Raw genomic sequence first — 16414 nt, 5'->3', positions numbered from 1 at the left:
GCATCAACTCTAACCAGTATATAAAAGTTAATCGAAATTTTAAATACCTTGTTTCAAAGCTTCTAGCAGATGAATCATATTATCCGACACGGTGATCATCACTATTTTTCCAGACCCGGATGATCCAGCTTATACAGATTACGGTACCGGGCATGATCGCGCCAAAGCTCATCATGACTGCCTCGCATGGAGATAGTGCCTTGTTCCATAAAGATCACCTCGTCCATATGCTTCATCCCCGTGAGATGATGAGTGATCCAGATCAATGTTTTGCCTTCCAGTACGCGAAACATCGTCTGCATAAGTTCATGCTCCGTCAGTGGATCAAGCCCCACTGTCGGCTCATCCAGCAAAACAATCGGATGGTTTTGCAGCAAAATCCGCGCCAGTGCAATGCGCTGCCTTTCTCCACCGGAAAAGCGAAGGCCCGTCTCCTGCATTCTTGTATCGTAACCCTCTGGTAAAGAATCAATCAGGGCTCCAAGCCCTACCTGCTCCGTCACTGCACGAACCTCATCGAGCGTGGCGTCGGGTCGCCCTAAACGAATATTGTTCGCTACCGTCGTATCGAATAAATACGGTTGCTGGTTTAGCACCGCAAACAGACTGGAGTATGCTCCACCTGTAAATACGGGCACGCCTGCGACAGTGACGCTCCCTTCATCAGGTTGCAATGCTCCCTGAATCAGATTCAGCAGCGTAGACTTGCCCGCACCACTGCGGCCAAGCAATGCAACCTTCCCCCCCTGGGGTACGTGTAGGGAGATATTATGCACACTCCATTCCTGCGTTGCCGCATAGCGGAAGCTTACGTTGTTCAGCAGTAGGTCTCCCCCGTGGCTTAATCGCTGAGCGGTAGCCTGTTCTTCTTTAGTATCTGCTGCATCGTCTGCTGCTGGTTGTCCTGCATCTGATCGTGCTGCAAGTGCAGATGTATCTTTCTCGGAATCCTTTAGCCGTCGAAGTGAATCCTGATACTCCGGCGCATGAACCACCGCTTCTCCAGCGCGAACGAAGGCATCCAGCAACGGAAAAGTTACTAGAGCAAAGGATGCCAGCCATGTGGCTTCAATGCGATTCTGTGCTACCAGCCCTCCGGCCCACACAGTCATAATTACAATTCCGCCGCCTACAAGGCATTGTGCGATCCAATGAGAACGCCACTCGTTCCGACGAAGTGAATTTTCCACCATGGCAGCCCTCTTGTGCCGTTGTGTAAAGGTGTTAAGGAAATGCCCAGTCCGCCCACTCAGCACCAGATCACTCATGCCGAACAAAGCATCCGTCAGTTCCTGATAGGCCTTACTCCGTTCCTGCTTGAACGTACGCCGTTTGGCGAGTGAGGTCCAAAGTGAGATAGCCGGGGCGATGAACAGCAAAAATCCCCCATATAGCGCCATCAGCAAGGCAAATGTTCCGTCCATCCAGCCAAGCGCCAAGATGCCTGCTGCATAAATCAGCAAAGCCGATAACGCAGGCAGAACCAGCTTCAGATAGATATTTTGAAGCTGCTCAATATCCTCCGCCAGCAATCCCAATAGGTCCCCTGTACGAAATTTGCTGCGAATCATCAGCGCCTGCGGTTCCACTGCCCGATACAAGCGTACCCGCATACGAGACACAAGGCGCAGCGCAGCATCATGGCCTACCAAGCGTTCCAGATACTGAATGACGGCTTTACTAAAACCAAACGTTCGCACAAGCACAATTGGCACATACACCATTAATATATTCTCAGGCTTTAAGGCCGAACGAGTAATCAGATGGCCGGACGTAAAGAGCAGCGCGCCTGCACACCCAATGGACAGCGCTCCCAAAAGAGCTGCTGCCAGAAAGGCCCAAAAATAGTGTTTCAGATAAGGCAAAAACCAGCCTTGGCTACTATTGTCCGTTGCTCTCATATCGTCCGTCCCCTCCTTCCGACATTCCCGTCAGCAATCGGTAATATTCTCCCTTTTGGGCAACTAGTTGCTGATGGGAACCTACCTCTTCCAGACGACCTTGATTCATCATCCAGACACAATCCATATCCGGCATCCAATGCAGCCGATGGGTGGCGAGAAACATTCTTTTGTGTTTCAATACGGACAAAATGGTCTGTTTTAACTCCCATTCTGTCTCAATATCCAAATGTGCCGTAGGCTCATCCAATAAAATGATCGGACGGTTACTAAGCAAAGCCCGCGCCAAGGCAACCCGTTGCGCCTGCCCTCCACTCAATGTCCGACCTGCTTCCCCAATAGGCTCATTCAATCCACCCGGAAGGCCATTCACCAGTTCACGCAGTCCAACCGCGTCAATCGCCCACTCTACCTGCTGGTTGGATGCTCCCGGTTCATAAAAGCGAATATTATCTGCCAAAGTAGCGCTAAACAAGTAAGGATGCTGTGGAATATAGGCAATATGCCGTTGCCATTCAGCTTTGGTATCCACAGATAATCGGCATCCATTAAGGATCAGCTCACCTGAAGTGGGGTCAGTAAAGCAGCCAAGCAGACTAAGCAATGTCGTTTTGCCTGCACCGCTCGCTCCGACGATGCCGATCATGTTCATGTGCGGTTCAACACTTGCAGACACATGTTCAAGCCGGGCGGAGCCGTCTTCATTAAGAAAACACACATCGGACAGCTTGAGGATGTCCTGCCCCGTGATGTCTAATCCTTTATCATTAGCTGTATTCGGCTCTATCGTTTCATCCTCTGCAACGAGAATGGAGCGTATCGCTCCCCAAGCCTCCTTACCGTCCAATGAGGCGTGATAGTCTGATCCCAACTGGCGTATAGGCATAAAATATTCCGGTGCCAGAATAAGCACCGCAAGCGCTGCCTCCAGTCCCACCGAACCACTAATCAGACGCAGCCCCAAGCCTACTGCTACAAAAGCGACCGACAGCATACTGAAAAAATCGAGGGCAAATGATGAAAGAAACGCTACCCGCAGCGTACGCATCGTTGCCGTACGGTATTGGTCGCTGACCTTCCCTACGGTTTCCCCATGCGCCCGACTGCGTCCCAAAAACCTTAGTGTCTGTAGGCCACGCAGCGAATCCGTGAAGTGATGTGATAATAGACGATAGGAACGCCACTGCTTGTCTGCCTGCTTTCGCGCCGCCAAGCCGAGTAAAATAAAGAAGCCCACCAAAATCGGCATCGTAGTCGTCAAAATCACACCTGATATCATATCTAATGTGAAAACATACACAAGCACCAGTAAGGTTACAGCCATCATGTCTATTATACGAGGAATGGATATTTCCAAATAATTGCGAAACCGATCCACACCATCCAGCGCTAGCGTCACCAACTTGCCGCTTCCTTCCTGCGCGGCAAAACTCGGACCCCGCTCGAACAAACGCGCAAGCAGACGCTCCCTTAAGGAAGCGCCTGCTGCTTCGGCGAAACGACCGGCTGTCCGGCGTTGCAGCCAGATCATCGTATGCCTCACTGCAAAAGCCGCGAAAAACAACGCCAGCGATGGCCAAGCCATTACCAGCGGATTTTTATTAAACAAAACCGTTACAGCCTTTGCCAAAAAGATGGCTTGTGCAATTACCGCTGCTCCCTGGAGCAGGGAAAGGGCGGCCAGCAGCAGCATTACTGGCCGAATGCCCTTTAATTCAAACCAGGCTTTATCCATTAGTATTCCAGATGATCCTTCTCACTGAGACGCTTATGGAAAACAAAATAGCTCCACGCCTGATAAGCCAACACAAAGGGTAAAAGCGTTGCTGCAACAATCGTCATGGCTTTCAGTGTGTAATGACTGGAGCTTGCATTATATATCGTCAAATCAAAAGCACTGTTGATCGAGCTCACCATAAATCTTGGGAACAAGCCAACAAATAACGAAACGAAGCTTAGCAAAATGATGACACCTGTCATCCCGAAAGCCCACCCTTCGCGGCGCTGCCTCAGGAAATACCATGTCAGCACATAGGCGAGAATTCCCACCGCAACCGCAACATACATAAAGGGACCGCGACGTGCAAATAAATCCGTTGCAAAATAACTCCATACCACCATACCAGCAAGTAGAATTCCCAGCACCGGAAGAAATTTGGACGCGATCACACGAGCACGATCTCTGACTTCACCAATCGTCCGCAGAGAAATGAACGTCAGCCCGTGCATGAGGCACATTCCGACCACTGTCAGTCCAATCCATACGGTGTATCCATTGAACACATCCAAAAATCCGACTTTCAAATCCATGTTTTGCTGAATAGGTACACCTTTCACCAAAGCCGCAAAGGCCATACCAAACAGCATCGGCGGCAGGAAGCTGCCAATCAGAATGCAAGTATCCCACGTTCCTGTCCACCCTTTTCCTTCGGCCTTGCCACGGAACTCAAAGGAGACTCCTCGCAAGATCAAACCTAGCAAAATAAACACAAATACCAGATAATATCCGCTGAACATCGTTGCATAAAAATGCGGGAAAGCGGCAAACATCGCACCTGCTGCTGTAATCAGCCACACTTCGTTGGCATCCCAGAATGGACCAATCGTATTGATCATCAAACGTTTTTGTTGGTCATTACGCGGCACTAATCCTGTTGCCATCCCCACGCCAAAATCAAAGCCCTCTAGAAAAAAGAAGCCTGTAAACAACACTGCGATCAATAAGAACCATAAATCATTTAACGACAATGCTGTCACCTCCTTGAGCAAATGGATCATGAATGACTGTATGCTGATGCGGCTCAATATCTGGGCCTTTACGAGCGGTGCGAGCAAACAGGAATGCCAGCACACCCGTTAAAATGAGATACAGCGTCGTAAATGCAATCAGGGAGAACAGCACTTCTCCTGCTACAACGGTAGGTGAAACAGAATCTTTCGTTTGAAGCAAGCCAAACACAGTCCACGGCTGACGTCCCATTTCTGTCATGATCCAGCCTGCTGTATTCCCAATGAACGGGAGCGATATCCCCCACAGCATAAGGCGGAAGAACCAACGATGTGAGCCCTCCAATTTTTGTCGAAAACTCAGGTAAGCTCCGTACAGAGCAAGTGCAATCATGGCACATCCTGCCGCAATCATAATGCGGAAGCTCCAGAAGGTCGTACGGACAGGCGGAATATAATCACCTGGACCGTAGGTCTTTTCATACTGTGCTTGAAGTTCCTTCATACCAGGCACAGAGCCAGAAAACTTGCTATACGACAGAAAGCTCAGTGCAAACGGAACCTTAATCTCAAAGGTATTTTCCTGCTTATCAGGATCAATATTTGCAATAACCGTCCAAGGCGCCGGATCGCCGCTGTCTCCCCACAGAGCTTCACTGGCTGCCATCTTCATGGGCTGTGTTTTGATCAAATATTGAGCCTGTCCATGACCAAACAAAGGAATAGCAATGGCACAGATTAATGCAACAATAATGCTCAATTTAAAAGAAGGTTTAAAAAAGTCCATATTCTTTTTATGCATTAGCTTCCAAGCACTAATACCTGCTACGAGGAAAGCACCGGTTGCAATGGCAGCAAAAATGGTGTGAGGATACTCCCACAAAAGCTGCTCGTTCGTTAACAAGGCAGCAAAATCCTGCATTTCTGCCCGGCCATTTACAACCCCATATCCTACAGGACGTTGCATGAATGAATTGGCAGCCAAAATCCACAAAGCCGAGAGCATCGTACCGATCGCTACTAGCCACATGCAAATTAAATGGACAGTTTTGGATAATCTTTCCCAACCGAATACCCATAGACCGATAAAGGTCGATTCCAGGAAAAATGCGAGCAATGCTTCAATGGCTAGCGGCGTACCAAATACATCACCGACAAAACGGGAAAAGTCCGACCAATTCATTCCGAACTGGAACTCCTGCAAAATCCCGGTGACTACCCCTAGCGCAAAGTTAATCAGCAGAAATGTCCCCCAGAATTGAGCCATTTTTTTGTACAAATCCTTTTTCTTGATAACATACATAGTCTCCATAATTGCCACCAACAATGACAATCCAATGGAGATTGGCACATAAACAAAATGAAGAATCGTAGTGGTTGCAAACTGCAACCGTGCCAAATCCAATACGTCCATGATGATGCTCCTCCCCTGTACTTCCCCTAACAATGATTTAATGTTTGTGATCTGAAGTCTTTTGTATTTGTGATTATATTCACACTATTACATATGAAACCGCCACTTTTTTAGGAAATGACTCACTCAGCTAACTTGCCATGGTTGCCATAACCGGGCTTCAGATTATCCCCATTATATAGAATAAATTTAAATGAAATTGAATCAAAAATGTGAACATCGTGTCAAAGTTGTGTCATAACGATGGCTTTTCTACGAAAATGCCCTAAATTCCATAATCAATGTGACATTTTCTATTGATCTGTCTTTTTTCAATATATATAAAAAGAGCCTCTCTTCATTCGGAGGGGATACCTCCGACATCTGCAAGAGAGACTTCATAACGTTAAACCTAGGGAATCGATCAACAGCCATCTGTTCCTCCGTTCTTTTGGACCTGATTACGGTAAGAGGAAGGTGACATTCCAACATACTTTTTAAATTTACTATGAAAATAATCTGCATTCGCATACCCCACGCGGCCCGCCACTTGGTGTACCTTAATCCCCTGTGCAAGCAATTCCCTTGCTCGCTCAATCCTTACCTTATCCAGGTAGGCATTAAAGGCCTCGCCTGTATGACTTTTGAACAGTTTGCCCAAATACCCACTATTGTAATTGAACATATCTGCCAGTAACTCCAGTCGCAAATTTTCATCATAATGACCATGTATAAAGTCAATCATTTGCTTCATGATGATCTCCTTGCCACCCGTATCAGTCTGGCCAATCCACTGCAACACATGTTCGAGCGAGTGATCCACCAGCTCGCCCAATGTTGAATAGGCATATACATTGGTAATTAAGTTGGAATGCTCCTCCAGCACGGTCCGGCTGTGTTCCTGTCCAGCTGCATACTTGTTCAGTGCAAGTGTGAATGTCTGAGCGAATGCCGCCTTGATTGCAGATTCTGTACGATAAATCTGGGGAAATTGGACTTCCATGTCCTTAATGACACGGGTCGCCGCTTTACCATTAGCCATATCCAGCGCATAGTACAGCTTTTCTGCATAACGCATGGGGGCATCTGGGGCTCTATCAGACGCTTCATTCATGTGAGCAGGGACTGTCTCCCATTCATGTAGGTCTCCGGGAAGCATGACTCTTTCTGCCCGGAACAAAAACGTACGCTCCAATAATCGTAACGCCTGCTCAAAAGATTTGGGGATCTCCTTAAGAATGTCTACCGGAGCGCCGGCAGCCCCATAGATTTCATTTACCCACGGTTTTAGCTCCTGTCGCCATGCAGCCAACAACTGAACAGCATCTTTTTCCGTTTTTAACATGGCGGGAAGCAATAGGCCCGTATATATTCCAGCCTCAAACACAATGCCTCTACCCTGCTCACGACACAATTCGGCCAGCCGCTGCTTTGCTGCCAGCTGCCGGGCTTGCCGATCCCAGTCAGGTATACGCAAATCCAGCAAAACCACCTGATAGCTACTCCAGTCCAAGGCTGGTAACGCTGGCTGTTGTCCGTGTTTTCCACCGCCGTTTTGGTGTTCAGCCTGCTTGGATGCACGATGGCTGGGTTCTACAGCATTACGAGCATGTTCTCCATGAACCGGAAACAGCAATGCTTCGATCCAATCGCGCTCATGCGAAGACGGACTCCCCCACTTTCCATCTCCCTTTTCGTTTTCAATGCTTTGCCGTACTCGCTTTAGCTCCAGCGTCATTTCTTCCTCATCAACGGGCTTCAATAAATAACCATCCACCCCGAATCCCATGGCTTGCCTAGCATAATTAAAGTCTGCATATCCGCTTAAAATGAGAAAGTGATACGGCTCCCCATTCATTTGGCGTATGCTTTGTATAACCTCCAACCCACTCATCCCAGGCATACGAATATCTACAATGACCAGTTCCGGTCGATGCTCTCCGAACTTTTCCAAAGCCTCGCGTCCGTTCTCAGCCGTATCGACGATGCGAAAGCCACAATCTCCCCAGTCAATAATGGAAGACAGTCCTTCACGAATCGCAGGCTCATCATCTACAATCATCGCTTTATACATTCGACGCTTCCTCCCTTGGTATGGAAAAGTATACGGTTGTTCCTACCTGTAATGCGCTTTCAATATGCAGACCATAACGTTCACCATACATCAATGTCAGACGTTGATGAACATTGCGTAGACCAATACTGCTCCCTTCCGGCTCCTCCGTACCCGTGATCCGATCCAACAGACGGGTCAGTTGCTCTTCCTCCATGCCAATTCCATCATCAGCCACTTTAATGTGCAGCTCTCTTTGTTCTATTGTGATATCTACCTTTACGGTAACTGGTTCTTCCTTATTTTCTAGGCCATGAATGACTGCATTTTCCACTAACGGTTGTATGATTAAGGGAGGAATCGACATGTCCTTCGCGCTTTCTTCCAAATTCACTTCATAGACCAAACGATTTCCAAACCTGAACTGCTGAATTTGCAAATAGGATCGCACCATATCCAGCTCCTGTAATACGGTTGTTTTACCACTGCCAATCTCCAGATTCCTGCGCATCAGCCTGCCAAGCAAACGAACCGTCGTTGCTATCTCCGCTTCCCCATTCAGGTGTGCTTTCATTCGAATGGATTCTAAGGCGTTAAACAGAAAATGCGGATTAATTTGGCTTGCCATCATTTTTAGCTTGATATCCTTTTGTGCCAATTCAAGCTTATTATTATGCTCACTCGTCTCATAGACCTGTGCCATAAGCTGGCGGATACTACTCACCATATAGTTGAAACGGCGGGATAAATCACCGATCTCGTCCCTTCCCTCCACACTTGATACCACATGAAAATCACCCGCCGCTACCTGACCCAGCTCATAGCTCAGCCGCTGAAGCCGTTTGGTAATAAGCCAGGAAATGATGGTAATCAGAACCAGCGCCATGATGAGTACCGCTAGTACACATAATGCACCAATCAGGCTGACCCGGTTCGCCCCCTGCACGATATGTTCCGTTGAAAACACCGAAATAATCGTCAATCCGCTCACACTTGAGGTTGGCAGCAGCTCATCCACAATAATGTTCGAGGGCGTTCCGTTAATTTTTGCTTCATATATCCCCTTACCTGCACGCTGGACATCAAAGCCTAAATGTAAATCCGTCAACGTCCGACCTACTGACTGCGGATGGGTAGCTGCGACCACAATTCCGTTACGATCCGCAATCAAGGTTTCAAAGGGCTCCTTGCTCAGCATATGATTCAACTCGGTCTGACTCAGTGCAATCATCAGAACTCCCTTGGAATTGTATTCGGGAAAAGGAATTTGCCGTACCAGGCTGAGGCGATTAACCGGGTTATCCTCCTTATCCTGAATGTAAAACCAGTTAATCGCCGTCCCCTTCAAAGCCTCCTGGAACCACGGCTGCCGCTCAATGTTAGAGTCCACAGGAATAAACTCCAGATTGTTGACCAACGTCGGATTGTAAGAATAGAACCGGATAGTAGCAACCTCTCTATATTGCTGGGTGTACTCATTAAAATCCTTGTATTGATGGTACGCATTCATGAGCTCCACCATGCCGGGATAACGACGGTTCGCCATCTCCTTTAGCCTTTTATCGAACATCAGCCCATTTGAAATATCTGTTGGCACACGTAGTAAATTTGCTGTCTGGCTCTTAATCTTTTCCACATTATTTACCGTCTGGGCAATCGCACTGTCCAGTGCCTGCTCTCGCAAATAAAAAGTAACGCAGCCGCCCACTACCAGTACTGGGATCATGACAATCAGTACGTAGGAGAAGAGCAGCTTATTCCGCATACGCATATTATTCATCAGATGCCGGACTCCACGATACATGCCATCCCTCCCGCGAAATAAGCGCTTACATGTTTTCAGTTTAAAGCTTCACAACATTTATATCCATATTTTCTTGCCAAATAAAAAGGTGGTGAACGGAGTCACCACACTTTACAGATCACGAACTATTTACGTACAAAAGGTTCGATATGCACTCCCTGTGGCAGCTTATGCGGATCTTCCGGGTTGATACGGTCATAGAACATAATGCCATCCAGATGGTCCATTTCATGCTGTACAACAATCGCTGCATAACCCTTAAACGTTAACAGCTCCTGAGTTCCGTCCGGCAAATTGGCCTTGATGCGAATCTTCTCGTAACGCGGTACATATCCGGGTATATACCGATCTACAGACAAGCATCCCTCCCCCTGTTCCAAATAAATCATGGATGTAGAGTGGCTGACCAGCTTCGGATTAAACAGGGCATATTCTACCGTTTGGTCTCCGTCTTCATAATAAATAGCACACATTCTTTTATTTAACCCAACCTGGTTGGCGGATAGTCCTACACCCGGGCGCAGCTCATAGCGGGTGGCCAGCTCTTCATTTTGGCTATTTTTCAGATAATCCAGCATCCATTGCATCTGTTGAAGATCCTCTTCAGACAGCGGCAGACATACCGGATCAACCTTTTTGCGCAAAGTCGGTTCCCCTTCACGCACGATATCCTTCGTGAGAAGCATGTCCATCGATTGATTGCTCATTCGTCAGCCTCGATTCATTTAAATAAATATACGATCATGTGATGTACAGCAAAAGCTGGAGAATTCCGCGCTTTTCTGCAAGTTTTATCCCATAAATTATATCTATTCATGAAATGAATTGTCAAAATAGAGCGAAAATATCCTCTCTTATAGATTAAGTCATTTAAATATTCATTGCGTTAATTGTTTATCTAATTAAATTATACTTATGCTCTTTGTAGTACTGAACCAAAAACCTCCTAAACCAATGAAGTGTTCAGGAGGTCTTTAACTAGCTTTTCTTACGATTAAGACGGCTGCTCTAATGCTTCAGGTGTTTCACTGAACAGCTTTGCCTTCGGATTCGGCTGTGTCCAGGTATTATAATATTGCGAATTCTTGCCGTAAGAATTGTCAATGACAACATGCGGCATATCAAGCAGGCAGGCCAGAATGTGACCGTGCAGCCGTGAAGTGCGAACCTCGCGATAAGAACTGAACAGCGTAACCGCCTTGTTCATAAGATGGTCGGTGTACTTGTACCAGAATGTACGGGTAGGCAACGGGCCACCAATTTTCTTATTCAGACGGTAAAACTTTTGGAAATAGACGATCCCCTTCACTTCCAGCGGAGTGAATAAAGTATCCCAGTCCAGACGGTGAGAGGCATCAGCCTCGTCATCGAATTTCTTTTGCCCCCCCACCGTTTCAATATCCGTACGCAGGAAGTACAGTACATCCTTAACGGTTTCCGTAGTTGGCTTTAATGGCCAAAGCTGGTGCGCCATATCAGGACATAATGTGATGTTGCACTGGTTCAGCTTATCCTTAGCCCACTGATAAGAGCGTGTATCCCGCACAAACATATGTAGATCGGGGTGAGCATTAAACAGGGCAGCCACCTCATTAGCCTTCTGTTCAGACTGGAAGTGGATCGTCTGCGGCATGATAACAATTCGGTGGTTAGGGAAATCACGAACGATGCGTTCTCGCAAATTTTGGTGATTTGAATATAAGTCGCCAAAGTTGCCACCACCGTGGCATACGATAATCCAGTCGCCCGGAATATGAAGCTGATCGGGAATATCCATGGCGCTATAACGGGCACGGACACGAATATCATTATCCTTATAGAACGCTTCGGTGCCTTTCATGATCAGTACATCCCCACCGTTATTATAGACGGGATAATCAACATAAATAATATTCGAACCTTGAGGGACTACGTCGAGAATGACGCTTAGCTTATTTTTCAGTTTAGCCATGGGATGCGAATTCGGCATCTTTCAGTTCTCCCTTCCTGCGCTTCTTTTGTATAGTCTGTAAGACAAATGTAATATCACTTTTATCAAAAATGATCCGGGATAGCGGAACATTGAAAAACATGGGGAACGAGAACAGCGAGAACGCCAACCGTACACAAGCACCTACAAGCAGAGCAATAGCAATGCCGTCCAGACCGAAGATCGGTGTACAAATAAAAAACAGACCGACGGTGATCGCATAGGCTACAATTTGCCGGAACAGTACCAGTCCCGGACGACCGAGTGCGTTAAAGGCCGAAGCCAAAATCCATGAGCCACCACCAATAATACATTCCAATGACAGCAGGTAGAACGTTAGCGATGCTTCCAGAAAAGCGGGACCGTACAGCAATCCCAGCATGTATCGTCCAATGAAGAGAGCCGGTACAATGACGATTAGCATCGCAGCCATAGAGATGCGAAAAGCACGACCCACCGTTTCGACAATTTTGCTGTGTTCCATCCCTGTCACCTTCGGGAAGGTTACATTAGTGACGGCATTTTGCACCACATTGAACACACGGGACAAGGCGTAGACAACAGAGTACAGACCGAACGCTTTGGGTGACAGCAGCGCCACAATTACGATTTTGTCCGTTTGTGTGGACAGCGTCCCCATCAACTCCATCCCGTACACCCGCGCTCCATAGCTATAATAAGGGCGCAGCACTTGGCGGCTGGTCAACGGACGAAATGCGCGCAAATTCATATGCTTGCGCAAACGGAGGAACGCCCACATGAGCGCAAGGAAACTCGCAGCAAAATTCACTGCCCCCGCCAGTTGCACATTGAGTAAGCCCATCAGCCACAGGGTCACTAGACCGATGAAATTCAGTAACGGATAGTAAAACAACAGGCCGTTATATACGCTAAATCGATCCAGTCCTTGCGATAATGCCGTCGTGAGTGCTGTAAGTACCGCTAGCGGTACTGCTGCCGCACAATAAATCTGCGACAGTTGGATGATGTCTGCACCATAGCCATTCAGCCACAACGGCATACATATCCAGGCCACCGCTCCCGCCAACAGACTGGCAGGCAACTGAATCCAGAGCGACAACGCCAGCAGTTCTTCCGTCGTGCCTGTTTTCTTCTTGAGGTTATAAATTAACGATGTTGGCAAGCCGAAGCTCAATACACTGCCGATCAGCGTAGGCCAGAACAGAACAGCCGCCAGTTCACCTTTCCCCTCTACTCCGAGCATACGTGCGGTCAGGATGGAAGTCAGGGTCGTGACGATTAGCACAAAAAAATTATTAAAGCTTGTGCGCATGATCGTTTTGGCGAGACTGTCACCCGTGAATACTTTCCTTGCTGCTGTCCATGTGCTCATGTTACGTCCAACTCCTGTTCCTTATTAAGCCTCTCGTCTCTATGCTCACATCGCGTCTTTTGACGCACTTCCATCAGCCCACCGTTTTTTTGGAATTGCGCTTAGACAACTGTCCTCCGCTAACAGGCTCCTTCGTACTTGAGAAAATTTCTTTCAGTGCTCTTCTATAGCCTTGAATGGCTTTATGATTTTTTTTGGGTCTTTCCCTCAAAATCTGATACAACGTCGTCCAATATAGTGCTGCATAACCGATCGGCCCAGACCCCTCGTCACGTAGTAGATGAATATGATTCATCACCCGCATATAAGTAACCTGTTCCATATTGTCGCGCGAGGACGGCGATTCGTGATGAAGCAGCGTAAGCGCCGGATTAATATACAATGGACCGCTTTTCATGGCGATACGGGAAAGCAATAAATCCTCGCCGACGCTATAGCTTTGCAACCAAGGTACCGGCTCCAGACTTAGAATCGCATCACGGCGAAATGACATATTACAACCATGAAAAAACTGGGTCTTAAACGTCTTCTTGGCCTTATGCCAGTTGTACATCGAGCCGGACTGACCGCTGAGGGACAATCTTCCTTTGGACAAGGATTGCTGGAACGAAAGCAAGCAGCGAATCGTACCCATGAAACTGTTACTCATTCCCTGTGCTATGCCGCCAACACCAGCTGCCTGCGGATACACCTCATAGGTGCGCATTAACTCATTCAAGTAGTTGCTTGGCAGCTCAACATCATCGTCAAGGAACAAAATGATGTCACCTTGCGCAAGCTCCACCGTCTTTACACGTGATAACCATAGTCCGGGCTGCTCCTTACGATGATATCGGTAGGCAATTCCCGCTCTGCCCAACTGACGCTCATAACGTTCCAGCACATGCTTTGGCAGTTTTCCGTCATCAATAATCCACAGCTCGGTTTCACATGCCTCTGGTGCTCCCCCCATGGCAATTGAATTGATGCATCGGGTCAGATCGTCAACCCGATTGCGGGTGCACAGAGCAATGGACAAGCTTAACATCATACTCCCCCTTTATCCTGTCAATGTGTATAAAGCAGATTACTGAACCGCCGGGCCTAAATATTCGTTATATTTTTGCTTACGCGGGTTCAGAATGAACAACACCCCCTGCTTGTATCCATCTGCTGCGTTAAAATTACGGCGCAGCGTTTCTTTGAGCATCAAGTAGGTTAAAGTCCATAAAAGAGCTCCATACTGGATAAATCCCGCCTTTTTCAGGGCAAGAAAATAATAGTGGTTAATTGCTGTCGCCTTGGCTACTTTGCCCGCCTTATCGCGCGAGCTTGGAGATTCATGATGGATGATTTTTAAGTCAGGATTAATCACCAGTTTGCCGTAACGGCTCGCTAACTGGCACATGTACAAGTCGTCAGCCACCGCATAGCTGGTCATCCACGGATACGGCTTCATGTCCCGAAGCGCATCCCTCCGAAATGACATATTGCAGCCATGGAAAAATTCAGTGTCAAAAGTCTCGGTTGCTTCGCTCCAACGCAGCAAAGAACCTGCCAGACTACTGGGTGAGAGCTTGCCAAGGGAAGAAGACATCTGAAAAGTCAAAACGCCAAGCAGCTTTCCTGCCCGGCTTGAATGTAGTCCCTTTGCAATCCCTCCAACACCTACAATCGTTTCATCCTGTTCGTAGGTATCGAGCAAGCGCCGGATATAGAGTTTATCGTCCAGTTCGGCATCATCGTCAAAATACAGCACAATATCATACCGCACGAGAGACAAGGCCTCATAGCGGGATAACCAAACGCCGGGACGACTTTTTTTATAATATTTGAGAACACCTTGAGGCAATCCGGATACCATGTGACGGTACTGTTCAATCTGTTGGTCGGAAATATCGCCGTCATCAACAATCAGCAGTTCTACAGCTGTATGCTCCAATTGCTGCTGTGCAGCAATAGATTGTATACAGCGTGTCAGGTCTTCGATCCGGTTGCGGGTACAAATGATGATGGAGACATCGGACATGCCATTACCTCCTGTGTGTGTATCCAGATGCTTTGGAAGAGATATTCAAAGTTTTTCCAATTGCTGGATTATATATGTTTATTGTATCTTTGACAGCGTTTGAGTGTATATACCTCTTTTGTATACTTTTTCAGTCTCCAAAAGGGTAGACAATCCTCAATAAAGAGCAAAAAAAATAGGATCGGCCTCTTGCGCCAATCCTGATCTACCCTTGAAAATCCAAAAATAATGTCGCATTCACATACCGACGCGCCATCGACAAAAAATAACTATTTTGCACCGATACCGCTGCCACCAGCAAAGTATTACGCACTGCTTCACACTGGTTGGGGGTCAAGTGCTGTAAACGACAAGTATATTGATCTGCAGCCTGTACCAGCAGTTCTTCTGTCGCAGCTTCCTGCCGCTTCTGTCCTGTAGCAGAATTTCCGTTGTCTTTGGCATACCCTGCTCCTGTCACATCAAGCAGTTGGTCTCCGTTCGCATCCAGTTCTTCAAATAAAGTTGAGTATGCAGCGTACAAATCGACCGGCTGAATCAGATCATCCGTATCATCTTCAGGCTGTTGGAACAGGATATGAAATAGCTGACGGATGGATTCAAAATCAAGACATGATTTTAAATCTTCCACGATAAGCAATATGGCTGCCTGGTTGACTGAGTATTTTTTGCCGATCTTCGGAGCGCCGAGAAACTCCTTAAAATCACGTTTGACCCAATTTTGCATAGAGGCGAGTGAGACATGGCTATATTCCACCAGTTGGCCTAGAGAAACAATTTCCTGCAGCGAAAAGGCTGCGCTGTGCTTGCCCTTGATGATTTTATCCAGTACAGGCGTCACTTCGGTATATAGAAATGTCGGCATGGTGCTACCGGAACGGGCAAGATGGCTATGAGTGCGCCTCCAAGCGTCTTGGAGAACAGCCAAAGGCTGCAAATCGCTGCGACCTTCCATGGCCAGCAGCAAATGGGCCATATCACGGCGAGTGAGGGTAAAAGACTCCATCTGCTTTCCTCCCTTTGTTACATTTCAAGTTCATTCGAACTCATCATACGCCCTTAAACTAGGCTTGTAAAGTGAAGCAATGAGCCGTGCGGGTTCTATTATGCCTTATTTTTCGTGTAAATTAGAGGTAGGTGACCTGCTACGATTCCATATGAACCTTGTATATTTTCTTTTAAGTTCTTAAAATAAGTTCAAGTGA

Annotated in this window: 12 protein-coding genes; all 12 read right to left on the bottom strand. The window is 47.3% G+C overall.

Features of this window, described 5'->3' with window-relative positions; genetic code table 11:
• Positions 1-101 precede the first annotated feature (101 nt).
• The 12 genes from cydC to KSP24_RS17810 all read right to left on the bottom strand — a co-directional run bounded on the left by cydC (position 102) and on the right by KSP24_RS17810 (position 16215).
• On the bottom strand, positions 102-1901 hold the full coding sequence (gene cydC / locus KSP24_RS17865) for a thiol reductant ABC exporter subunit CydC (protein ID WP_216976105.1): 1800 nt from the start codon (positions 1899-1901) through the stop codon (positions 102-104).
• Positions 1882-3636, bottom strand: coding sequence for a thiol reductant ABC exporter subunit CydD (cydD, locus tag KSP24_RS17860; protein WP_216976103.1), 1755 nt, complete (start codon positions 3634-3636; stop codon positions 1882-1884). The genes cydC and cydD overlap by 20 nt, the downstream gene beginning before the upstream one ends.
• Entirely contained in the window at positions 3636-4649 is a 1014-nt protein-coding gene (gene cydB / locus KSP24_RS17855) for a cytochrome d ubiquinol oxidase subunit II (RefSeq protein ID WP_216976101.1), read from the bottom strand. The genes cydD and cydB overlap by 1 nt, the downstream gene beginning before the upstream one ends.
• On the bottom strand, positions 4636-6042 hold the full coding sequence (locus KSP24_RS17850; protein WP_025674770.1) for a cytochrome ubiquinol oxidase subunit I: 1407 nt from the start codon (positions 6040-6042) through the stop codon (positions 4636-4638). Before KSP24_RS17850 ends, cydB begins: the two co-directional genes overlap by 14 nt.
• A gap of 403 nt (positions 6043-6445) precedes the next feature.
• Positions 6446-8095: a response regulator transcription factor gene (locus KSP24_RS17845; protein WP_216976100.1), complete on the bottom strand. Its 1650-nt coding sequence runs from the start codon at positions 8093-8095 to the stop codon at positions 6446-6448.
• A complete protein-coding gene (locus KSP24_RS17840; RefSeq protein WP_216976098.1) occupies positions 8088-9878 on the bottom strand; it encodes a cache domain-containing sensor histidine kinase in 1791 nt (596 codons plus the stop codon). Before KSP24_RS17840 ends, KSP24_RS17845 begins: the two co-directional genes overlap by 8 nt.
• A gap of 125 nt (positions 9879-10003) precedes the next feature.
• Complete coding sequence (gene def, locus KSP24_RS17835; RefSeq protein ID WP_216976096.1) at positions 10004-10585, bottom strand: peptide deformylase; 582 nt, start codon at positions 10583-10585, stop codon at positions 10004-10006.
• Positions 10586-10872: 287 nt separating this feature from the next.
• Positions 10873-11847, bottom strand: coding sequence for a polysaccharide pyruvyl transferase family protein (locus KSP24_RS17830; RefSeq protein WP_025674763.1), 975 nt, complete (start codon positions 11845-11847; stop codon positions 10873-10875).
• Positions 11822-13201 carry a lipopolysaccharide biosynthesis protein gene (locus KSP24_RS17825; protein ID WP_013373123.1) on the bottom strand — a complete coding sequence of 460 codons (1380 nt, stop codon included), beginning with the start codon at positions 13199-13201 and terminating at the stop codon, positions 11822-11824. The genes KSP24_RS17830 and KSP24_RS17825 overlap by 26 nt, the downstream gene beginning before the upstream one ends.
• 73 nt (positions 13202-13274) lie before the next feature.
• On the bottom strand, positions 13275-14228 hold the full coding sequence (locus tag KSP24_RS17820; RefSeq protein ID WP_216976093.1) for a glycosyltransferase family 2 protein: 954 nt from the start codon (positions 14226-14228) through the stop codon (positions 13275-13277).
• A gap of 39 nt (positions 14229-14267) precedes the next feature.
• The gene (locus KSP24_RS17815; protein ID WP_016820344.1) at positions 14268-15209 is read right to left on the bottom strand and encodes a glycosyltransferase family 2 protein; all 942 of its coding nucleotides are present in this window, start codon (positions 15207-15209) and stop codon (positions 14268-14270) included.
• Between the two features lie 205 nt (positions 15210-15414).
• Positions 15415-16215, bottom strand: a complete 801-nt coding sequence (locus KSP24_RS17810; RefSeq protein WP_058711501.1) for a DUF1836 domain-containing protein — start codon at positions 16213-16215, stop codon at positions 15415-15417.
• Positions 16216-16414: the final 199 nt, after the last annotated feature.

The sequence above is a fragment of the Paenibacillus sp. AK121 genome (assembly GCF_019042715.1).
Classification (GTDB): Bacteria; Bacillota; Bacilli; order Paenibacillales; family Paenibacillaceae; genus Paenibacillus; species Paenibacillus polymyxa_C.
Note: the sequence above shows the minus strand (reverse complement) of the source record. Positions and strands in the feature narration are given on the sequence as shown.